Raw genomic sequence first — 20,799 nt, 5'->3', positions numbered from 1 at the left:
CACCGGAGTCGTCCCGCTCGCGGAGGTGCACTCCATGGTTAGCGCCGGTCTCTTGGACGCGACGGTCCAAGGGCTGATCACCGGTGCAGTGATCGCCGGCGGAGCGCTGGGACTCTCCCTCATCTACGACATCGCGGAGGTCCCGAACTTCGCACACGGAGACATGATCACGATCGGCGCGTACCTCGCGCTCGTCTTCAACAACCCGGGCGAGATACCGTTCCTTCCGGACTTCGGATCCGCCCCGTTCGCGCTCGCAGCGGTCATCGGAGTCGTGCTGGCCGGCGTCCTCGGCGCGGTGTACGAACTCGCTATCTTCCGGAAATTCCGCGAGAAAGACGCGGACCTGATCACCATGGTGATCGTGTCGCTGGGTCTCGCACTCGTGTTACGGAACGCCGTGCTGTTCCTCGTCGGCTCGAAGAACATCCAGTACCAGACGCCCCGCGTCATCACCACGAACTTCGATTTCCTCGTCACGGGGGGCGGACTCACCGTCATCACGACCCAACGACAGGCCGGTGAACTCGTCACGACCGGGGCGTGGGGGTACCCGTGGTGGCTCATCGTCGCCGGGATCCTCGCCGCCGTCGCGGTCGGGTACGCGGTCTTCGCGCTCTACCGTCAAGAGGAAGATTTCACCACGGTCTACCTCATCCCGCCGAAAATCCTGGGTGCCGCCGGGAGCATCGCTACCGTCCTCCTCCTGGGCGTGTTCGCACGGCTCGGCCCGCAGGGAACCGACTACATTCTCGGCACACAGATCGGACTGAACGTCAAGCACATCACGATACTCGCAGTGGTCATCGCCGCGATGTTCGTCCTCAACGTGATCTTGAAAACCACTAAACTGGGGCGCGCGATGCGCGCGACCGCGGACAACATGGATCTCGCGGAAGTCCGCGGCGTTGACGCCGACAGGGTGCAGCTCGTCGTGTGGGTCGTCGCCGCGATGCTCGCCGCGCTCGCCGGGATCCTCACCGGGTGGTTCGCAACGAACCTCACGCCGAACATGGGGTTCGCGTTGTTGCTCCCCATCTTCGCGGCCGTGATCCTCGGCGGGATCTCCTCGCCGTACGGGGCGGTCGCGGGCGCGATGATCATCGGACTGAGCATGGACGTCGGCGTCTACCTGATACCCGGCTCGTCGACGTACAGGGTGGCGATCGCGTTCGTCATCCTGATCGGCGTCCTGCTCGTCAAACCCGAAGGCATCTGGGGTGATGTCTAATGGCCGTCGCTGACTTCATCATCTCGCTCCTGACGTTCATCGCGATTTACAGCCTGTTCGGTATCGGCCTGAACCTCAAATTCGGGTTTACCGGCCTCATCGACTTCGGCCACGTCGCGTACTTCATGATCGGCGCGTACGTGTCCGTGGTCCTGACGATGCCCGCCGGTGCCGCCGGGTACAGCGGCATCGGCGGCTTCGCACTTCCGGAGCTATTCGGTGTTCTCGGCCCGCTCGGGAGTCTCTTCGGGTGGGTCCTCGGTGTCCTCGGCGGTATGATCGCCGCCGCGCTAGTCTCTCTCGCGGTCGGCGTGCCGACGCTGCGCCTCCGGGAAGACTACCTGGCTATCACGGCGCTCGGAATCGCCACGATCCTCACCACCGTGGTGAACGACGAGGAATGGCTGTTCAACGGGCCGTTCGGCATCAACACCGTGTACACACCGCTTCGTGACGTCTTCCCGCTCAGCCTGGGCGGCTTCACGCTGAACATGGCCGTCTTCGGTATCCTGTCACTCGCCGTGTTCGGGCTCACCGGCTACTGGCTCGTGAGGGTGTTCCAACACCGAGGTCGCCGCGGGAGACTCGTCCTCGGCGTCTTAGTCCCGCTCGTCGCCGTCTGGTACTTCGTCCTCCCGACGCTGAGCGGCGGCATGGTCGAACTCACCCGGAACACGCTCTGGCTGTTCGACCCGACGGCCGGCCCTAACGGCGGAATGGATTACGATCGGTTCGTCCTCCTGCTGTCGGTCGCGGCGCTCGGCGGCGGGTACTGGATAACGGAGCGAACGATCAACAGCCCGTACGGCAGGGTCCTGCGAGCGATCCGCGAAGACGAGGACGTCCCGCGAGCGCTCGGGAAAGAGACGTTCCAGTACAAGCTGCAAGCGCTGATGCTCGGGTCGGCGCTCGCCGGGGCCGCCGGGGCGCTGTGGGCGATCAATATCGGGTTTATCGCTCCCGACCAGTTCGCCGCGACGATCACGTTTTACGCCTTCACGGCCGTCATCGTCGGCGGCACCGCCAACAACAAGGGCGTCATTCTCGGCACCGCGTTCTTCTGGGGCATCCGCAACGGAACGCGGTTCATCGACGTCCCGTCTCAGTACTCCATTCAACTCGCAGCGGCCCGCCTCATGCTGATCGGCGTCGTGCTGATACTCATCCTGTACTACCGGCCCGAGGGCCTCCTCGGCGAACAGGACTACGACATCCCGCTGCCGTCGCGGGACGCCTCCGGAGGGACCGACGATGTCTGAACGGAACACACCGACCCCGACGCCCGACGCAACGCCAACAGACAGCCCGGCGGTGGGAGATGACCGCGACCCGATTCTTCGAATCGAAGGGATCACCAAACAGTTCGGCGGCATCACGGCGCTTGACGGCGTCGATCTGACCGTCGATACCGGCATCACCGGACTCATCGGCCCGAACGGTGCCGGGAAGACGACCCTGTTCAACTGTCTCACCGGCTTCCACAAGCCCGACGACGGGCGGGCCCGCCTCTACGAGACGGACATCACCGGCGAGGAGCCGCCGGCCATCGCCCAGCACGGCATGGTTCGGACCTTCCAAATTCCGCGTGAGCTCGCCGACATGACCGTGTTCGAGAACCTGCTTCTGGCCCCGATGAACCAGCACGGTGAACGGCTCCGTGGCGCGTGGGTCCGGGGAGACCAGTTCGTCGAGGAAGAGCAGACGATCCGAGACCGGGCCCGCGAAATCGCGGCGTTCTTCGAGATCGACCACCTACTCGACGAGCCCGCCGGCAGCCTTTCGGGAGGCCAGCGGAAACTCCTCGAAATCGCCCGTGCGCTGTTGACCGACCCCGATATCGTCCTGTTGGACGAGCCGTTAGCCGGAGTGAATCCGACCCTTGAACAGAAGATCCTCGGTCGGATCGAAGACCTCGTCGAGGACGGCTACTCGTTCCTCCTCATCGAACACGACATCGATCTCATCATGGACAACTGCGAGCGCGTCGTGGTCATGCACCAAGGCGCGGTCCTGACGACGGGCTCTCCGGAAGCGGTCCAGTCAGACGAGCGCGTTATCGAGGCGTACCTCGGCGGTGATGACGTATGACGGTGCTCGAAATCGAGGGGTTAGACGCCGGGTACGGGGACCTCCAGATCCTCTCGAACGTCGATATGACTGTTGACGACGATGAATACGTGACCATCGTCGGGCCGAACGGCGCGGGGAAGTCCACGGCGATGAAATCCGTCCTCGGGCTGACGACGTACATGGACGGGTCGATCACGCTCAACGGGGAATCCATCGAGGGGATGGACACGAACGCCGTCATCGAGCGAGGAATCAGCTACGTACCACAGAGCGACAACCTCTTTCCCTCGATGACGGTTCGAGAAAACCTCCTCATGGGCGCGTTCAGCCTGCCGGAGGTCCCCGAAGAGCGGCTGGAGGAAATTCTCGACCGATTCCCGATTCTGAAAGAGCGGCAACGGCAGCGCGCCGGGACCATGAGCGGTGGCCAACAGCAGATGTTAGCGATGGGGTCGGCGCTGATGGTTGACCCCGACATCCTGTTACTAGACGAGCCGTCCGCGGGGTTGGCACCCGAGCTCGTCGAGGACATGTTCGACCGGATCGACGAGATCAACGATGCGGGCACAGCCGTTCTGATGGTCGAACAGAACGCGAAGAAGGCGTTACGGCGCTGCGATCGAGGGTACGTCCTCGTGAACGGCGAAAACGCGTACGAGGGGCCGGGCGAAGAGTTACTACACGACCAAGAAGTCCGCGAGCGGTTCCTCGGTGGATGATAAAGATACGAGCGCATACCCCCGTCTTTAGGCGGGGGTCAAGCGGACAATAGCCTACACACCCACCGACGACGCCAGCGCTGTCACGTCTGTTCGACTCGACTCGCAGCCCACGCGGATCCGAAGCCGTAGACCGAACTCGTGTCCAGCGTTCAAGTACGTGGCACGCAACGTGAAGCCGTGACTGACGACGCGTCCGCTCCCGAGAACTCCGGTGTCCCGACCGTCTCCTGTGCTCGGTGTGGCCGCGAGTGGGAGCTTGACCACGAACTGGACGACCTCCACGCCGGGAACCGCGCGGTCGAACAGTTCGCGCTCGACCACGAACGGCACACCGGTCACTACCCGGACGACGTGACCCCGTGGACCGTTCGGTGCCAGCACTGTCCGGACGGGGAACAGTTCCTTTCCGAACGCCCTGCTCGGCGCTGGGCGACCACCCACGCACGCCACACGCGTCATACCGTCCACCTCGAAGGCCCAGACGAAACGGACGACGTCGTTTCGTCCGGGGCCAGCGAGTCGCAGCCGTAGGAACCGATTACGGAGAATCGAGGCAACTGCCTCGCGTTTAGCGCGGGGAGGATGCCGAGGGACCGCTCGCGGTCCGGTCGTCGCTCCACGTGAAGTAGCTCGCCAGCGCGGGGCCGCTGACGTTGTGCCAGACGCTGAACAGCGCGGGGATGAGCGCGGCCGCCGGGTCGAACAGCGACGCCGCGAGCGCCACCGCGAGCCCGCTGTTCTGGAGACCGACCTCGAACGTGGTCGTCCGCACGCGGTCCTCGGACATGCCGAACGCGCGGCCGACGCCGTAGCCCGCGCCGAGACCGATGCCGTTGTGGAGGACGACCGCGGCCAGCACGAGCGCGCCCGCGGTGAGGATGTTGTCGACGTTCGCGCCGACGACGCCCGCGACGATGGCGACGATGGCGACGACGCTAATCACGGGGAAAACGTCGACGCCGACCGCCGCGGCCTTCGGCGAATAGCGGTCGAGGGCGTACCGAATCCCGAACCCGAGCACGACCGGGATGATGACGATCTGGACGATGCTCGTGAACATCTCCATGAACGTCACGTCGACGGCTTCCCCGAGGATGAACAGCGTCCACGCGGGCATCACGACGGGTGCCGCGAGCGTCGTCACCGTCGTGATGGCGACGGAGAGCGCGACGTCGCCGCGGCCGAGGTACGTCATCACGTTCGACGCCGTGCCGCCGGGCGCCGCGCCGACGAGGATGAGTCCGACCCCGATCGCGTCCGGCAGGTCGAAGAGGAGGTAGAGCGCGTACGCCGCCAGCGGCATCACGAGCCACTGCGTGATCGCGCCGATGCCGACGTCGACGGGGCGCTCGACGAGCCGCTGGAAGTCCTCGGGCTGGAGGGTCAGCCCCATCCCGAGCATGATGATGCCGAGCAGGGGGTTGACGTAGTCCAGCACCGGGACGAACGCGGTCGGGTAGACGAGCGCGAGGCCCGCCGCCGCGATCACCCAGACGACGAAGTACTTGCTCGCGACCTGTGCCGCCCGCGAAATTCCGCCCGTAACGCTCATACGGTTACCGCGACAGTCCGCGGAAAGAAAGCTTCCCTTACTGGCAGAATTGCGGGACGCCTCCCGCCTCGGTGTGACCAACGGAATCGCTGGGGCCAAACTAGTCTACCAGATCGAGATCGCCGCGGCGCTCCCGATGCATGATGCCGGTGAACAGCCGAAGTTTCGAAACGAGCTCGGACTCGGTCTCGTGTGTCGCTACTCGCAAGTCCCATCGCACCTGTGCGGATCGTATCATCGCGCTCGTCACGTCAGCTTCGTGCACGAAGATCAACCGGTCACCGTGGGTTTCCGAAAGCGCTTCGGGAACGCTTCCGGCTGCTTCTCCGACGCCGAAATTATGTCCGAGTCTCTGTGTCGACAGTCGCTGCGTCGCCGACTCAGGTGCGGAGGAGCTCACCAGCACGCCGGACGACAGGTGGTGCGGCGGCCGCGAGGCGGTTTGCGACGGCGTACTGCGCGTAGAGATCAGATCCGTCGGCGCCACTGGGGTTCTCGTCGGCGATCCTGTCGGCGTTCCGGATCGGGGTGTGAACGGAGCCGGCGAGGCGACGCGCGATGGGTTCCGGGGACGTACCGAGGAGCGCCCGGAGCCCGTCTACCGCAGCGGCCCGTTCGGCGGCGATCGGGTCCACCGACTCCGGCACGCCGTACGCGCCGTCCGAGACGGCGTTCTTCGCGTCAGTGACTGCGCGGTCCGCCGTCAACGCACCTAACGCGGGGATAACGGCGCCGACCTTGCGGCCGGCATCGCGGCGCTCGACGGCGTTCTGCGCGCTCGCCCACCGATTTTTTGACAGCTCCCTGAGTAGCTTTTCGCCGGGAGTGTTCGAGAGCTCCCGCTTGATATCGCTCGTCAGCGCTTCCCAGTCGGGCCGCGTCGCGTGCGACGCGATGTCGTCGGTGAGCGTCGCCGCGACGCTCGCGAAGTGCGCTCCGTACTCACGCGGGTCGTCAAGCGTCGATGCGTACCGCTTGTAGAGCCGGCGGGCGTCAGCGGCATACGCCCGCCCCCACTCGGCGTTCTGCGCGAGCTCGGCGACGTGCAAGACTGCGTTCTCGTACTCGCGGCGCGACTCCGGGTCGGTGAGTCTGACACCCGTATACCCCCAGTCGGTAATGCGGGCATGCTCGACGAACGCCGCCGTCGGGTCGTCCGGTGGACCGACGTGTGAGTAGTCGGTGAGGAACGACTCGGCGTCAGCGTGGTCCCGCTCTCGACGCGTGCTGACGTCTTCCGCGGTGAGTTCATCACGGAACGCGGCGAGGCCGGCATCGACGAACATAGCCTCCGAGCGCGGATGCGTGAGCCCCTCAAGCGCCTCACTCCGACTCTCTCCGGAGTCCTCCGGGGAGAGCGCCGATCGCGCGGACTCGCGTTCGCGGGCGAGCTCGTCTCGGACGACGGCATTCGGGATCTGCGAGAGATCCGTCCCGTCGAGGAGCAAGCGGATGCGGTCGCGTGCACTCGTGAGGTGTGCATCCGTCGGCTGAACCGGTGTCGCCGGAGGTACTCGCGGGATAGCGCCCGGCAGCGCGGCGATGGCCGACTCGTCGTACTCGACGGTCGTCTCGCCCGACAGCGGAGTAAGACCGTTACACCCCGAAAGCGTGCCCGTGAGCGCGGTGCCGACGCCAGCGAGCACCGAGCGACGAGTCTCCCGACTCATGCCGGCTCACTCTCGTTGTACCGCGACGGGATCCGGCCACAGCTCCCACCGGTACCGATGGAGAGCCCGCTATACTCGTCGTCAGGAAACGGAAGTCGAACGGCGGCCGCGACGTGACCCCAGGCGTCGCGCTCGCAGTCAACCTCGGCGTCGCGGATCACGTGACAGAACTGAACGTCGGGGCTGCCGTCATCGTCTCTGGCGACGTAGTTCAACTGCAGTGTGTAGCAGTCACGAACGCGGGTCTGGTAGAGGAGGACCGATTCGCTCGCGTACGCTGTCTCCGAAATAAGGCGGCGGACGGCGGCGACGTTCGTGGCGTCGCCGGCAAACGCAACTGCCTCACTCCCGCTCTCGCTCCCAATAACGTGCGAAGTGAGCGGGTCAGACGCGGTGTCGTCGGCACTCTCGTCGGTATCGGTGGACTCACGCGGAGCGACGATCGGCGGCCGGTCGCTCGTTGAACGCGTCATGACGGCCGCGTGGTCGGTGACGATCGTCCCATCAGCTGGCGGTGATTGACGGCTTTCGGACCCGCTACAACCGGCGACCGACGCGGCGAGCCCGCTGCCGATACCGGCGAGAACGGCACGCCGAGACGGGGTGGAGGGCGAAAACATCGAGAATCGCTATACAACCAGACCGACAAGAAACCGACGGTCCACCGACCGGCGCTCCTCGTCGTTCCTCGATCAGACCAACACGGAACTGCTCTGGGTAGACGTTACAGCGCCCCTAACCCTCGCCCACGGGATCAAACCCCGCGTACCGACCGAGCCTTGTGAGACCGGCTCTCAAGCTTAACCAGCTCTTTGTGTTTTAGTAGTCTCTTTAACAAACCCTGGTGTAGGCTGACCCGAGAACGATGTACCTGCTGGAAACCATCTACCCGCTCGCGATAGCCACCGCGAACCTGGCTCTAGGCTGGGTCCTCTACCGCTTCTCTGAACCGGTGGTCGGCGGCCTGCTCGTCATACTCGGGTTGTTCGTCATACTCACGCTGATCGGAAGTACGCTCAGCAGACACCGACCACTACTCCGAGAACCGACGTGATTTTCTCCGAACTGTCGTCGTGACTCCCGACTCAGGATCCAACAAGGACCCCGCATAGCTCACGAGCGGATCGCCCAGCAAAGCGGCACGTGAGCAGCCGTGTCGACATCCGATTCCGGCTCTGTCGAAAGCTGAGAGATATCTCAACTCCAACCGGTCGCTAGCCCGCTCGACGGCCGTACCACGCGGCACTCGTTCAGGCGGTCAGTCGAGCCCCGATCAGTCCAGATTCAGCCGCACGTCACCCATCTGCTTCCCGCGGGCGACGAGCGTGGTGCCGTACTCGGTGCGTGTTCGACTCCACGCCGCGAGCGCGTCGTCGACCGATCCGTGGCTCGCAAGCGCGTCGACGAGCGCGGTCGCATCGCCGGCCGCCTTCGCCGTCCCGGCCGCCGTGTGCGGGCGGGCAACGAACGCGCCGTCACCGAGCAGACACGCCCGATCCGTGACCATCTTCGGTACCGTCAGGTCGTAAATCGCCTGCACGAAGAGATCCGGCGTCTCGTTGACCAGGGTCTCGAACACGGGCGGGAGCGTCGCTGCGCGCTCGCGCTGTCGGTGGCGAATCGGATCGCGCAACCGACCCGGTGGCACGGAGAACCGTCGTTCGGTATCGCTCGTGTCCGTGAATATCGCGCGCCGGTCCCGCCCGTCGAGCGTGTCGTACCACACCCAGTTGAGCCGACGCGACCCCGGTGCCGTCTCGCCGTCCGGGCCCGGAATAAAGTACGCGAGAACGAGCTGATCGGCCCCCTGGTAGAACGTGAACGTCTCGTCGAACGTCTCGACACACGCGGCCGGGAGGCCCGCTTCGTCGACGACGCCACGCCACGCGACGTAGGACGCGAACTCCGGTTCCACGCTGGGATGTAGCTGCGCACGCGTCGTCGACTGACCGCCCTCCGCGGCGACCACTACGTCCGCCGTCCGTTCCGTCCCGTCATCGATCGTGACGGTCGCCGTCTCGGGCGTCACGCCTGTGACCGCTGTCCCCGTCCGGTACCGCTCGTCGGGGAAGGCGTCGCGGAGCTGTCGATAGAGCGCGTCCCACGACGTGAACACCATCGTCTCGGACACGGCGCGCTCGACGTCCCCGCTCTCCGTGAGAAACCGGCGCTCGTGAGACCGCGTCGTGATAGCCTCGGGGTCAACGATGCCGTGGTCGCTGAGAAACCGGCGGATGTTCTGTTGGGCGACGATCCCGCCGCCGCGGCTTTTGAGCGCCCCTGCCGACCGTTCGTAGATCGTCGGATAGTGGCCCGACCGCGCGAGCGAAATCCCCGTAAAGAGCCCGCCCATCGATCCGCCGGAGATGAGCACATCGAGACCGGAAACGGACTGATGAGACTGGTCTTGAGACACACCGGTCCGTTACCGCGTGACAGGTGAAAGCCTACGGGTCGATCGATGCCGCGCGGCTTCTCGCGGCGGTTGCCGCTTCACCACATTCGCGGTGTCTAGGCCCTCCCGCGATCGGGTGTCGGAAACTCCTCGGCGATACCAACATCGTGTCCGGCGGCGTACCCGTTCAACTTGGCCGCGATCGGCGACTCGCGCAACTCGTCGTCGCCGTATCCCGCTTTCAAACGCGTCCATGAACGAGGAGACGGACGAGTCACCGGGTTACCGTCCGGTGAGTTCGGTTGCCCTCGGGACACAGCGGTTACGGATCGGGAGCGTCGTCCGACGGCGTATGGCTATATACCGGTCTATAACGGTAGCAACTGCTACCGCTCGATAGTGCCACCACGGGAGTAGAACGTATCAGTACACTAACCTATTATAAACCTGTTTAATTGAGCTGTACCTGGAATCACCTGATGTCACGTGCTTCGGGGCGTCAGGCGGACGCGGTATCACGCCGAAAGTATCTGCTCACGACGGCCGCCGTTGGGGCGGCCGGTCTCGCTGGGTGCAGCGGTACCGGGGATAACGATAGCGACGGCGGCGACGGCAGCGACGGCGGCAGCGGGGGCGAGGAGGGGAACACGATGGACTCCGGCTCGTCGGCTCCGGCGACGGTGACGGCCGAGGGGTCGTCAACGGTGTACCCCATCTCGAACAAGGGGAGCTCCTACTGGAACTCGAACTCGCCGGCGAGCGACGGCGAGTACTGGGGAGCCAACGACGAGTCGTCGGTCGCCGGGTGGGACCAGATCGAGACCGACCAGAACATCGCCGACTACTTCGCCAGCCTGTACGGCTTCGAGCCGACCGGCGAGCGGTCGAATCCGCCGTTCGCGACCCGCGTCGCGCTGAGCCACTCGGGGACCGGCTGCGAGGCGGTCCGAGACGGGCTCGTCGACATCGGGAACTCCTCCGGGCCGATCACGGCCGAACTGGACATCAGCGAGGAGCAGCGCGACGAGAACTACGTCGACCACGTCGTCGGCCGCGACGGCCAGCCGGTGTTCGTCAGTCAGGCGATCTACGACGCCGGCGTCGAACAGCTCACCGGCGAGCAGATCCGCGGCATCTACCAGGGCGATATCACCAACTGGAGCGAGGTCGGCGGGCCCGATCAGGAGATCTACGTTGTCGGCCGCGCCGAGGGCTCCGGGACGGACACCTCCTTCCGCCTGAACATGCTCGGCGACGCCGACGCCCCGATGGACGTCGACACGCGCCTCGGGCAGAACCAGCAGGTCCAACAGGTCCTCCAAGACAACGACAACGCCATCGGCTACATGGCGCTGGCGTTCTCCGGGTCGGGGATCCAGGCGATCGCGATCGACTTCGAAGGCACCGTCTTCCGCCCGGACCCCGACGCCGAGAACACCATCTTCGACTCCGAGTACCCGCTGAACCGGGACCTGCACATGTACACTCGGATCAACGAGGAGACGCCCGAGGGGACGGACATGCGTGAGGCCGCGTTCCTCAACATGTTCCTGACTGAGTTCGGCCAGAAGACGTTCGTGGAGGACGTCAACTACATCACGCTGCCGACGTCCGACATCGAGGCCGAGCGCGAGAAGCTCCCCGATCAGGCCTAGGTCTGCGGTCGCGCAGACGCTCGCTTCGCGGCCCGACCCCATTATATGTCACTCACTACCCCTCAAACCGATTGGCGCGCGAGCATCGAGCGACGGCTGACGAGAACGCGGGAGTTCGTCGACGATACGGACCCGGAGGCGCTGGCGGTGGTCCTCGCCTCGATGGGGTCGCTACTCGCCGCGTTCGTCGGGTTCCTGCTGGCGTCGCCGTGGACCGCCGTTCCGCTCGGCGCGTTCCTGATCGCCACCGGCTACGGCTGGGCGCGCCACCAAGCGCTCGTCGCCCGCGCGGTCACGTTCGCGATGACGACGGTGACGCTCGTGACGCTCGGGCTCATCGTCGCCTTCATTTTCGCCGAATCGATCCCGGCGTTTCAGTACGAGACGGCGAGCGTGTTCGGCGTCTCCGTGCCCGGACTCGGGATGTTCGCACAGGCGCGCTGGGACGCCGTCTCGGAGCCCGTGCGCTACTCGCTGCTCCCGATGATCCACGGGACGGTGATGGTGACGGCCATCGCGACGCTCGTGGCGGCCCCGCTCGGCGTCGCCGCGGCGCTGTTCATCGCCGAGATCGCACCGCCGCGGGTCCGCGAGCTCGTCAAGCCGGGCATCGAGATACTGGCGGGCATTCCCTCTATCGTCTACGGCTTCATCGGATTCACCGTCATCAACCCGTGGGCGAGCGGGGCGTTCGCGCTCAACGGCGGCTCGACGTACCTGTTCGTCGGGATGGTCGTCGGGCTAATGGCGTTACCGACCGTCGTCTCCGTGGCCGAGGACGCGCTGACGAGCGTCCCGGACGTGATGAAAAACGGGTCGCTCGCCTTGGGGGCGACCGACTGGCAGTCGATGACCTCGATCACGCTTCCCGCGGCCTTCTCGGGCGTGTCGGCGGCCGTCCTCCTCGGAGTCGGGCGGGCCATCGGCGAGACGATGGCCGCGACGGTGATGCTGGCCGGCATTCCGCGGATCAGCGAGCCGCTCGTGAACGTCTTTTACGGCTACGAGACGCTCACCTCGCTCATCGCCCGCGGCTACGGCAGCGCGAACGGCGTCCACGAGAGCGCGCTGTTCGCCGCCGGCGTCGTTCTGTTCGTGACCGTGCTGTGTCTGAGCGTCGGTTCGCAGTACATCGAGGCGCGGATGCGTCGCCGCCTCGGGGGTGTCGAATGAGCCGCGCGACCCGGAGTGCGCTCGTCCGGGACGACCGCACGCTGTACGAGGCCGCCGCCGGGGCCGCGGTCGGGCTCTCCGGCGTCGCGTTCGCGGCCGGTCTGGCGGCGCTGTTGGGCGTCGTCGCGATCGACGATCCGGTCGCCGGCCTCGAACTGTCGGTCGTGTTCGGTGCGACGCTGCTCGCGCTGGGACTGGCGGTCGTCGGCTTCGGGGTCGCATCACGGCTCGAATACGTCGACGCGGCGCCCCAGCCCAGCGCGGGACTCGTCGCTGCGGCCGCGTTCACGGGGATCTGGTTCGCCGTGGGCGCGGTCGTTTCCGGAGCCGCCGGGCTCGGGATCGGCGCCCGGTTCGGGGCCGGAGCGGTCCTCGGCGGAATCGCGTTCGCGGCGACCGCGCTCCCCCGCGAAGACATCGGATCGACGGTCCCCGCGGGGGCCGTCGCCGGCCTCTGCGGGCTGGCGCTCGTCACCGGCGTCGTCGGCCCCGGATGGGAGCGGGCGCTCACCGGGTACAACGCGACGCTGTTCGGCGACACCGTCGTTCCCGCAGTCGTGTTGTTCGCCTCGCTCGTGAGCGGCTGGAGCGCCGCGAAAGCGTACGGCGGGTTCGGCGCTCGCGGGCGGAACGTCGGGGCGTACGTGCTCATCTACCTCGTGGTCTGTTCGATACTAGCCGTGCTCGTCGGGCTCGTCGCGTTCGTCACGGTGAAAGGGCTCCCCGGGCTGTTCAACGGGTTCGGCGTCGGGGGTGGGGCTCTCATCAGCTGGCCGTTCCTGACCAACGGTGCCGGGCTGTTAGCCGACGTCGCGGGCGTGTTCCCCGCCCTCGTCGGAACGGTCTGGCTGGTCATCGGCGCCGTCCTCTTCGCCGTGCCGACCGGCGTCGGCGCCGCCGTGTTCCTCAGCGAGTACGCCGAGCAGGGGCGGTTCACGGGCGCCGTCGAGGTGGCGACCAACGGCCTCTGGAGCACGCCGAGCATCGTGTTCGGCCTGTTCGGTGCCGCCTTCCTGATCCCGCGTTTCGGCAATCAGAAATCGCTGATCGCCGGGATGTTGACGCTCGGGTTCATGCTGTTGCCGCTGGTGTTGATCACGAGCCGAGAGGCGATACTCGCGGTGCCCGACGAGTACCGCGACGCCAGCGCGGCGCTCGGCGTCTCCAAGTGGCAGACGATCCGGAGCGTCGTCCTCCCCGCGGCGATCCCGGGAATCACCACCGGCGTCATCCTCGGCGTCGGCCGTATCGCCGGCGAAACTGCACCGATCCTGCTGACGATGGGCGGTGGCGTCCTCCCGGCGAAGTCGGCCGCGCCCGACGTGCTGGGCGGCTTCCAACTGAGCGGGTCCCCGCCGTTCGTCAGCAATCCCGCGCTGCTGGAGGCGACCAGCGCGCTGCCGTACCAGCTGTACGCGCTCATCACGGCGGGCCTGAGCGGGAACATCCAGAGCCCGCAGGAGTACGCGTGGGGACTGGCGCTGACGCTGCTGCTCGTCGTGCTGGTCTTTTACGCCATCGGCATCGCGACGCGTTACTACTTCAGACGGAAACTCCACCAATGAGTCAGACAGACACCGCAGAGATCGCGGCGAACCGCACCGACGGCCAGGGGGTCTCCACGACCGCCGGCGAGACCGTCGAGGAGACGCGTCCCGAGTGGACGCGCTACGAGGCCGGCGGCGAGACGAAACTCGCCGTCGAGGACCTCGACGTCCACTACGGCGACGACCACGCGCTGAAGGGCGTCTCGATGGATATCCCCGAGCGGAGCGTCACAGCGCTCATCGGTCCGTCCGGATGCGGGAAGTCGACGTTCCTCCGGTGTCTCAACCGGATGAACGACCGTATCCGCGCCGCCAGCGTCGACGGGACGGTCGAGCTCGACGGGGAGGACGTCTACCAGGACGGCGTCGATCTCGTCGAGCTGCGCAAGCGAGTCGGGATGGTGTTCCAGAGTCCGAATCCCTTCCCGAAGTCGATCCGCGAGAACGTCTCCTACGGACCGCGGAAACACGGCGATATCGAGACCGGACTGCTCGCCAAGCTGACCGGCCGCGCGGAGCCCGACCGCGAGGAGGCGCTCGTCGAGCGGTCGCTCGAACGGGCCGCGCTGTGGGAGGAGGTGAGCGACCGGCTGGAGGATAACGCGCTCGGTCTGTCCGGCGGCCAGCAACAGCGCCTCTGTATCGCCCGATGCCTGGCCGTCGACCCGGAGGTGATCCTCATGGACGAGCCGGCCTCGGCGCTCGACCCGATCGCCACCTCGAAGATCGAGGACCTCATCGAGGACCTCGCGCAGGACTACACGGTCGTCGTCGTCACCCACAGCATGCAACAGGCCGCCCGGGTCTCCGACCAGACCGCGGTCTTCCTGACCGGCGGCGAGCTCGTCGAGTACGACGACACGGACAAGATCTTCGAGAACCCCGAGAGCCAACGCGTCGAGGATTACGTCAGCGGGAAGTTCGGGTGATCGACGTGCCCCGCGAAGCGTACCGCGAGTCGCTGGACGAGCTGCGGGCCGATATCGAGTCGATGGCGAACGACGTGCTGGGTCAGCTCCTGCGGGCCCTCGACGCGCTCGAACGCGACGACCACGGGCTGGCTCGCGAGGTGATCGAGGGCGACGACCGAATCAATCACCGATACCTCGAGCTCGAAGGCGACTGTATCGACTTGATCGCGCTCCAACAGCCCGTCGCCTCGGACCTCCGCTTCGTCGCTGCGTCGTTCAAGATCCTCACCGACCTAGAGCGGATCGGCGACCTCGCGACGAACCTCGCTCGCTACACCCTCGCCGGCAGCTCGGAAATCATCGCGGAAGTCCGCATTCAACAGATCGGCGAGACCGCTTATACGCAGGTCCGGGAGGCCATCGACGCGTACGTCGACGCCGATTCCGAGGCGTGCCGAGCGATCGCCGACCGCGACGACGAACTCGATGCGGCGTGTCAGAACGCCAGCGAAGCCGTCGTGCGCGAGCTGATCGCCGGCGAATCCGACCGCTGGGAGATCGAACGACTGCTCGACGACGTGTCACGGTTGCTGCTCACGATCCGCGACCTCGAACGAGTCGGCGATCACGCCGTCAACATCGCTGCGCGCGCGCTGTACATGAGCGACGGCGATCCAGAGCTGATCTATTGACCATGGAGACCAGGAAGCTACAGGAGGTCGGCGGCGGCACGTTCACCGTTTCGATTCCGAAGGGCTGGGCGACGAACCACGGCTTCGAGGTCGGGATGGAACTGCAGCTGTACACGCATCGCGACGGGTCGATCCTCATTCGATCCTCGGACGCGGACGTCGACTGTCTGGACGAAGCATCGGTCGAAACCGACGGCGACGGTACCGAAACCGTCAGGCGCGCCGTCCGAACGGCTCACGCGATCGGGTTCGAGACGATAACGCTGCGTCGGGCGAACAGCTTCTCCGACGCGGAGCGCAACGCCGTGCGGTCGACGGTTCGGGATCTGGTCGGGACGAACATCCTCAGTGAATCGAACGCGGAGATCACGATCAGACACCTCTTGGACACGTCGTCCGTCTCAGTCCGGCAGTCGATAGTCCAGCTCCAGTACGTAGTCGTTTCACTCCTCCGTGACGCGACCGCCGCGTTCGTTGACGCCCCCGACACACACGCACGAATCCGTGACCGCGCTGACGAGGCGCGCCGCTCCGCGGAGATGGTCACGCGACACTTCTCGCGGTCACTGGTCTCGCACGCCGAGCTCGACGCGCTGGGCGTCGCTCGCCCCGAGCTGTTCGCCTACTACGCTCTCGCCAATCGCCTGGAAACCGTCGCCGATCAGGCTGTCGGGATCGCCACCACCGGGCAAAAACACCCCGAGCCGCCCGCAGACGAGGTGGCCGCAGACGTATGCACCGCGGCCGACGACGTCGCGGGCGCTGTAGACGACGCGGTAACCGCTGTCCTCGACAGGGACAGAACGACGGCGCAACGGGCGAGAGATCAGTATGACGAGGCCGTCGAGCGTATTGAGACGGTCGAACAACGGTTGTATAACGAGTCCGTTTCCGACTCGGTGCCCGCGGCAGTCGCGCTGTCGAACGCGCTCTCTCACCTGCAACGGGCGGCTGACTGCGGTCGCTACATGGCCGATATCGCTGCGAGAACCGCGATCCGGGCCGAAAACATCGACATCTGACGGTTCGAGGGAGACAACCGATAATCTCGCTTCGGGGACGGCGGTCGCTACTCGATCGCCGGCCGGTGTTTCTCGGCAACGGCTTCGACCTCGGCCCATGGGACCGGCGGCTCCATCTCTTCGAGCGCCTCGTCGAGCGCCGTTAGTTGGTCGTCGAACCGATCGATCCACGCCGGTTCGGCGCACGCGGTGAGTCGCTCGCCGACCGCCTCGTGGCTGGCTTGAGCCGCTTCGATCCTGTGATCGATGTCCGACGGCGGCGTCTCACCGACGCGCTCGGCCCAGATTCGAAGCGTCTCCAGCTCGGCTTGGAGATCCGCGATCATCAACGCCACGACGCGGTGCCGAACCATCGCTGTGGCCCACGTCCGTGCCGAATCGTGCTCGGGACCGCTGTGGTCGCCAGCGAGGATTTCGGCGACGTCGTCGAGCTCGTTTACAGACTCTGCGAGTGCATCGATGTCGGCGGTGAGTTCCTCGATGCGCCGATCGGCGTCACCGAGCCACTCTTCGAACGACTCGAGCTCGAACTGGAGGTCATCGGCGGCGCGTTGGACCTCGGTAGCAGCGTTCGTCACCCGTCTGATCCGTCGGGCAATCTCGTAGAGATCGCCGTCCGCCTTCATCGCGAGTACCTCCTGTACGGCCTCCCCGAGGTCGTCTGCCCTATTATTGATCGCGGTGAGCCGTGCATCGAAGTCGTCGATGCGCGCCGCCACGAGATCCAGATCCGAGACCGGAGTGGCCGTCGCCCGTGCGCTCTCCAGCTTGTCGGCCGCGACCTCGACTCGCGTCTCGGCGGTCGTCACCACCATCGACGCGTTCGCGACCGCGTCATCGACGGCTGTCCGGCGGACGATGCCATCCTGCGCAACGATCGCGAGTGTCTCTCGGACCTTGTCGGACTGCTCCTCGCCACCAGTAACGCCGGTAGCCGCTCGTTCGACAGGCAGTCCGTCGAGGCTCACCGAGTCGTCGTCGGATTCCGCTTCGGTCATGCGTCCCATTTTTGCGTGGTGGTTCGGTAGAGATCTGCCGGCATCGGGCACTCGTCGTTTGAGTTACTCCGCATTCGCGTCACTCCGCGGACGCGGTTTCCGACAGGAGCTCATCGAACAGGGCGACGACGCGGTTCTCGATCTCGTCGCGAATCTCGCGTACGTCCTCGAGCGACTGCCCGTGCGGATCGTCGAGTCCCCAATCGCGGCTCTCGCCGTTCCACGTCGCCGGGCAGACGTCCGACGCCGAACACCCCATCGTGACGACCAGATCGACCGCCCGCAGTTCGTCGGGCGTCACCTCTCGCGGCGTTCGATCGCCGAGTTCGACGGACAGTTCACGCATCGCCTCCACGACGACATCGTGAACGTGGTCGGCGGGCCGTGTCCCGCCGGTGATGATCTCGATCCGATCGCCCGCGTCGCGGTCGTCACGTTCGCGCTCTGCGAACGCCGCCGCCATCTGGCTCCGTCCTGCGTTCTGGACGCAGACGAACGCGATCCGGTGGTCCGGCTGAGCGCTGTGATTGGTCACGAGTGGGTATGCAGGAGGAATCACCATAATCGTTGCTTGGGACCGGTATTGAGGGGTATAGAGCGCTATAGTGATCTAAACACCGTTCCCGGCACCGTCCGAACGGCGACCGGTTTCCTCCGGAACGCCAGGCACGACGCTGGGCGACTACCCCGAACGCCGCACGCGACACGCCGTGCACCTCGAGGGGCCGGAGGAAACGGACGACCTCGCTTCGCCCGAGACCGGCGATCGCGCGACGAGGGACCCCGTTATCCCGGGCCGAGCGCGGCGATGTCGGCTCCGACAGCGGCCCGAGCGTCGGCCGGATTCGGCTCGTGATCGGCGAGGTGCGTCCACTCGCACGCCGACAGCGCGGACAGGTGATCCAGGATCGCCGGTCGATACGGCGCCGCCGCGGCGACGCCGTCGCCGTCCCGCCAGATATCGTTGATCACCGTCATCGAATCGATGCGTATCTCCACCGCGGTCGGGTCACACCGCGAAACGAGCGCCTCCAATCCGAGGTGAAGCGCGGCGTACTCCGCGGTGTTGTTCTCCGCTCTCGCCCCGACCGGCCGCCCCAACTCCGCGAACGACTCGCCGTCGGCCCGGAGGACGGCTCCCGCGCCGGCCGGTCCGGGGTTCCCGCGCGAACTCCCGTCGACGTACAGCACGACGTCGCTCCCACCGGAATCGCAGCACCGTTCTCCGACAGACGGCGGATCCCCGGCGAGTATCTCGTCGACTGCCGTTCGGATCTCGCCGTCAGTCGTCTCCGGGTCGAACAGTCCACCGAACCCGGCGACGGCCGCATCGATCGCGTCGATCGCGGGCCGTATCTCGTACTCGTGTAACGCGAGCACCGCGTCGACGCGACTGGCAAGCGGCGACAGCGTCGCCGTCGGTAAGCGGTCCATCTTAGCCGCCGATCCGCCCCCATCGTTCTCGCCGGTTCATCAGTGTACTCACATTAGTCAGAACGGACAAAAGTACGTGGGTCCCGACCCTGCAGACCGAGTTCGGCACCTCGTCTCGCGGCCGCTCGCCGCCCTAGTACCGGGTCGAATACCGACGCCCGGTGGCGTCGGTCACGGCCAGAGACCGCGAATCTCGTGGGCCTCCGCGACCCGTTCGAGCGCGACGATATACGCCGCGTCGCGCCACGTCACGTCACGGGTCTCGAACTCCTCGCGGACGTCTTGCCAGGCCGCCAGCATCTCCGTTTCGAGCTCGTCGTGAACGCGGTCCAGCGACCACGCGCGCCGATTGATGTCCTGGAGCCACTCGAAGTAACTCACCGTCACGCCGCCGGCGTTGGCCAGAATGTCCGGGATCACCGGGAGGTCCCGCTCGGCGAAGACCGCGCTCGCCGCGCTCGTCGTCGGTCCGTTCGCTCCCTCGATAACGATGTCGGCCGCGACGTCGTCGGCGTTCTCCGCCGTCAGGACGTTTCCGATCGCCGCCGGAATCACCACGTCCACGTCGAGCTCCAGCAGCTCGTCGTTGGTCAGCGTCTCCGGGGCGCCGTGCCCAAGCACCGCCTCCGGCTCTTCGTCGTGCGAGGGAATCGCGTGCGTGTCCAACCCGTTCGCGTCGTAGATGCCGCCGTTGACGTCGCTCACGGCGACGACGCTCGCCCCCCAGTCGTCGAGTAACTTCGCCGCGTTCGCCCCGACGCTCCCGAAGCCCTGCACGGCGACCGAGGTCGACGCGATCTCCTTGTCGTAGTACGCGATCGCCTCGCGGGCGATGATAGCGACGCTCCGGCCGGGCGCCGAATCGCGTCCCTCGCTCCCGCCGACGACGGGCGGTTTCCCCGTGACGACCCCCGGGATCGTCTCGCCCTCTTGCATCGAGTAGGCGTCCATCAGCCACGCCATCGTCTGCGGATCCGTCCCCATGTCGGGCGCGGGGATGTCTTTCGTCGGGCCGATGACGGACCGGATTTCGTCGGTGAACCGGCGCGTCAGCTGTTCCTTTTCGGACTCGCTGAGGTCCTTGGGGTTGACCGCGATCCCGCCTTTCGCACCGCCGAAGGGGATATCCATCACGGCGCACTTCCACGTCATCCACATCCCGAGTCCGACGCACTCCTCGCGCGTCACGTCGGGGTGATACCGAAGCCCGCCCTTGAACGGGCCCCGGACGCTGTCGTGTTGGGCGCGATACCCCGTGTACAGCTCTACCTCGCCGCTTTCGCGTTCGATCGGAACGGTGACCTCGTGGACGGTTTTCGGGTGCTCGAGCCGCTCGATGATGTTCTGATCGACGTCGAGGTGATCGGCGGCCTGCCGGAGCTGGCGGCGCGCCGTCTGCAACGCGGACTCCGGTTCGCTCGGCTCCTCGTCCCGTGTCGCTGATGTCGAGGCCATCGTCATTCGACCGGCATGCGGCGGTTTCGCATCTCGCCGCCGCAGTCGGGACACGTGCCGGGACTCGTTTCCGAGAGCACGACGTTTCCGCACTCGAAACACTCGTAGGGCGATTCCGCGGCCGAATTTTGGGTGGCGTCTCTCATGGTAACCGAGAACGCCGGCGGTCTCTCGCCGGGCACTCTACTCACACAGAGTGGCCGTACGGGGGAATACTCGGTAGTTGAGCATGAAGCAAAGCGATTCGATGAGGAGTTTATAATTCAACCCAT

21 protein-coding genes and 1 pseudogene are annotated in these 20,799 nt (G+C 66.1%); 12 read left to right on the top strand and 10 right to left on the bottom strand.

Going from position 1 to position 20,799, the window contains the following annotated elements; genetic code table 11:
- Positions 1–34 precede the first annotated feature (34 nt).
- The 5 genes from B4V06_RS15830 to B4V06_RS15810 all read left to right on the top strand — a co-directional run bounded on the left by B4V06_RS15830 (position 35) and on the right by B4V06_RS15810 (position 4,554).
- A complete protein-coding gene (locus B4V06_RS15830) occupies positions 35–1,231 on the top strand; it encodes a branched-chain amino acid ABC transporter permease (RefSeq protein ID WP_498170581.1) in 1,197 nt (398 codons plus the stop codon).
- Positions 1,231–2,490: a branched-chain amino acid ABC transporter permease gene (locus tag B4V06_RS15825; protein WP_498170580.1), complete on the top strand. Its 1,260-nt coding sequence runs from the start codon at positions 1,231–1,233 to the stop codon at positions 2,488–2,490. Before B4V06_RS15830 ends, B4V06_RS15825 begins: the two co-directional genes overlap by 1 nt.
- The gene (locus B4V06_RS15820) at positions 2,483–3,319 is read left to right on the top strand and encodes an ABC transporter ATP-binding protein (RefSeq protein WP_498170579.1); all 837 of its coding nucleotides are present in this window, start codon (positions 2,483–2,485) and stop codon (positions 3,317–3,319) included. The genes B4V06_RS15825 and B4V06_RS15820 overlap by 8 nt, the downstream gene beginning before the upstream one ends.
- Positions 3,316–4,020, top strand: coding sequence for an ABC transporter ATP-binding protein (locus tag B4V06_RS15815; protein ID WP_498170578.1), 705 nt, complete (start codon positions 3,316–3,318; stop codon positions 4,018–4,020). Before B4V06_RS15820 ends, B4V06_RS15815 begins: the two co-directional genes overlap by 4 nt.
- Before the next feature lie 180 nt (positions 4,021–4,200).
- Positions 4,201–4,554 carry a DUF8062 family protein gene (locus B4V06_RS15810; protein WP_123112930.1) on the top strand — a complete coding sequence of 118 codons (354 nt, stop codon included), beginning with the start codon at positions 4,201–4,203 and terminating at the stop codon, positions 4,552–4,554.
- 37 nt (positions 4,555–4,591) lie between these two features.
- Here the strand turns inward: B4V06_RS15810 and B4V06_RS15805 are convergent, their stop codons facing one another.
- The 4 genes and pseudogenes from B4V06_RS15805 to B4V06_RS15790 all read right to left on the bottom strand — a co-directional run bounded on the left by B4V06_RS15805 (position 4,592) and on the right by B4V06_RS15790 (position 7,865).
- Positions 4,592–5,575 carry a bile acid:sodium symporter family protein gene (locus tag B4V06_RS15805; RefSeq protein ID WP_123112929.1) on the bottom strand — a complete coding sequence of 328 codons (984 nt, stop codon included), beginning with the start codon at positions 5,573–5,575 and terminating at the stop codon, positions 4,592–4,594.
- A gap of 100 nt (positions 5,576–5,675) precedes the next feature.
- Positions 5,676–5,924, bottom strand: a pseudogene (locus B4V06_RS15800) (DUF7509 family protein); the annotation flags it as partial.
- Positions 5,925–5,955: 31 nt separating this feature from the next.
- The gene (locus B4V06_RS15795) at positions 5,956–7,245 is read right to left on the bottom strand and encodes a hypothetical protein (RefSeq protein WP_498170576.1); all 1,290 of its coding nucleotides are present in this window, start codon (positions 7,243–7,245) and stop codon (positions 5,956–5,958) included.
- Positions 7,242–7,865 carry a hypothetical protein gene (locus B4V06_RS15790; RefSeq protein ID WP_123112927.1) on the bottom strand — a complete coding sequence of 208 codons (624 nt, stop codon included), beginning with the start codon at positions 7,863–7,865 and terminating at the stop codon, positions 7,242–7,244. Before B4V06_RS15790 ends, B4V06_RS15795 begins: the two co-directional genes overlap by 4 nt.
- Before the next feature lie 245 nt (positions 7,866–8,110).
- On the opposite strand from B4V06_RS15790, the gene B4V06_RS15785 reads away from it, so the two are divergent.
- The gene (locus B4V06_RS15785; protein WP_123112926.1) at positions 8,111–8,299 is read left to right on the top strand and encodes a hypothetical protein; all 189 of its coding nucleotides are present in this window, start codon (positions 8,111–8,113) and stop codon (positions 8,297–8,299) included.
- A 219-nt stretch (positions 8,300–8,518) separates the two neighbouring features.
- Here B4V06_RS15785 and B4V06_RS15780 read toward each other — a convergent pair whose 3' ends face one another.
- Positions 8,519–9,661: an FAD binding domain-containing protein gene (locus B4V06_RS15780; RefSeq protein WP_498170574.1), complete on the bottom strand. Its 1,143-nt coding sequence runs from the start codon at positions 9,659–9,661 to the stop codon at positions 8,519–8,521.
- Between the two features lie 458 nt (positions 9,662–10,119).
- Here B4V06_RS15780 and B4V06_RS15775 point away from each other — a divergent pair, with 458 nt between their 5' ends.
- From B4V06_RS15775 to B4V06_RS15750, 6 genes are read left to right on the top strand one after another with little or no spacing between them, the layout of a single operon-like run.
- Positions 10,120–11,295 carry a substrate-binding domain-containing protein gene (locus B4V06_RS15775; RefSeq protein WP_176329399.1) on the top strand — a complete coding sequence of 392 codons (1,176 nt, stop codon included), beginning with the start codon at positions 10,120–10,122 and terminating at the stop codon, positions 11,293–11,295.
- A gap of 45 nt (positions 11,296–11,340) precedes the next feature.
- Positions 11,341–12,468, top strand: a complete 1,128-nt coding sequence (pstC, locus tag B4V06_RS15770; RefSeq protein ID WP_123112924.1) for a phosphate ABC transporter permease subunit PstC — start codon at positions 11,341–11,343, stop codon at positions 12,466–12,468.
- Positions 12,465–14,033, top strand: coding sequence for a phosphate ABC transporter permease PstA (gene pstA / locus B4V06_RS15765; RefSeq protein ID WP_498170571.1), 1,569 nt, complete (start codon positions 12,465–12,467; stop codon positions 14,031–14,033). The genes pstC and pstA overlap by 4 nt, the downstream gene beginning before the upstream one ends.
- Complete coding sequence (gene pstB, locus B4V06_RS15760; RefSeq protein ID WP_498170570.1) at positions 14,030–14,944, top strand: phosphate ABC transporter ATP-binding protein PstB; 915 nt, start codon at positions 14,030–14,032, stop codon at positions 14,942–14,944. Before pstA ends, pstB begins: the two co-directional genes overlap by 4 nt.
- Positions 14,941–15,618: a phosphate signaling complex protein PhoU gene (gene phoU, locus B4V06_RS15755; RefSeq protein ID WP_498170569.1), complete on the top strand. Its 678-nt coding sequence runs from the start codon at positions 14,941–14,943 to the stop codon at positions 15,616–15,618. The genes pstB and phoU overlap by 4 nt, the downstream gene beginning before the upstream one ends.
- Positions 15,619–15,620: 2 nt before the next feature.
- Positions 15,621–16,640 (top strand): phosphate uptake regulator PhoU, encoded by a 1,020-nt coding sequence (locus B4V06_RS15750; protein ID WP_498170568.1) that lies wholly within the window; start codon positions 15,621–15,623, stop codon positions 16,638–16,640.
- 47 nt (positions 16,641–16,687) lie between these two features.
- Here B4V06_RS15750 and B4V06_RS15745 read toward each other — a convergent pair whose 3' ends face one another.
- The 5 genes from B4V06_RS15745 to B4V06_RS15725 form a co-directional block, all read right to left on the bottom strand.
- A complete protein-coding gene (locus tag B4V06_RS15745; RefSeq protein WP_498170567.1) occupies positions 16,688–17,638 on the bottom strand; it encodes a halo transducer protein in 951 nt (316 codons plus the stop codon).
- 79 nt (positions 17,639–17,717) lie between these two features.
- The gene (locus B4V06_RS15740; protein ID WP_498170565.1) at positions 17,718–18,173 is read right to left on the bottom strand and encodes an arsenate-mycothiol transferase ArsC; all 456 of its coding nucleotides are present in this window, start codon (positions 18,171–18,173) and stop codon (positions 17,718–17,720) included.
- Between the two features lie 251 nt (positions 18,174–18,424).
- Positions 18,425–19,072 carry a ribonuclease HI family protein gene (locus tag B4V06_RS15735; protein ID WP_498170563.1) on the bottom strand — a complete coding sequence of 216 codons (648 nt, stop codon included), beginning with the start codon at positions 19,070–19,072 and terminating at the stop codon, positions 18,425–18,427.
- A gap of 171 nt (positions 19,073–19,243) precedes the next feature.
- On the bottom strand, positions 19,244–20,533 hold the full coding sequence (gene gdhB, locus B4V06_RS15730; RefSeq protein WP_176329400.1) for a glutamate dehydrogenase GdhB: 1,290 nt from the start codon (positions 20,531–20,533) through the stop codon (positions 19,244–19,246).
- A complete protein-coding gene (locus B4V06_RS15725) occupies positions 20,530–20,673 on the bottom strand; it encodes a rubrerythrin-like domain-containing protein (protein ID WP_123114856.1) in 144 nt (47 codons plus the stop codon). The genes gdhB and B4V06_RS15725 overlap by 4 nt, the downstream gene beginning before the upstream one ends.
- Between the last annotated feature and the right edge of the window lie 126 nt (positions 20,674–20,799).

The sequence above is a fragment of the Halorubrum sp. B53 genome, assembly GCF_059752395.1.
This window is presented reverse-complemented; position numbering and strand designations above follow the sequence as displayed.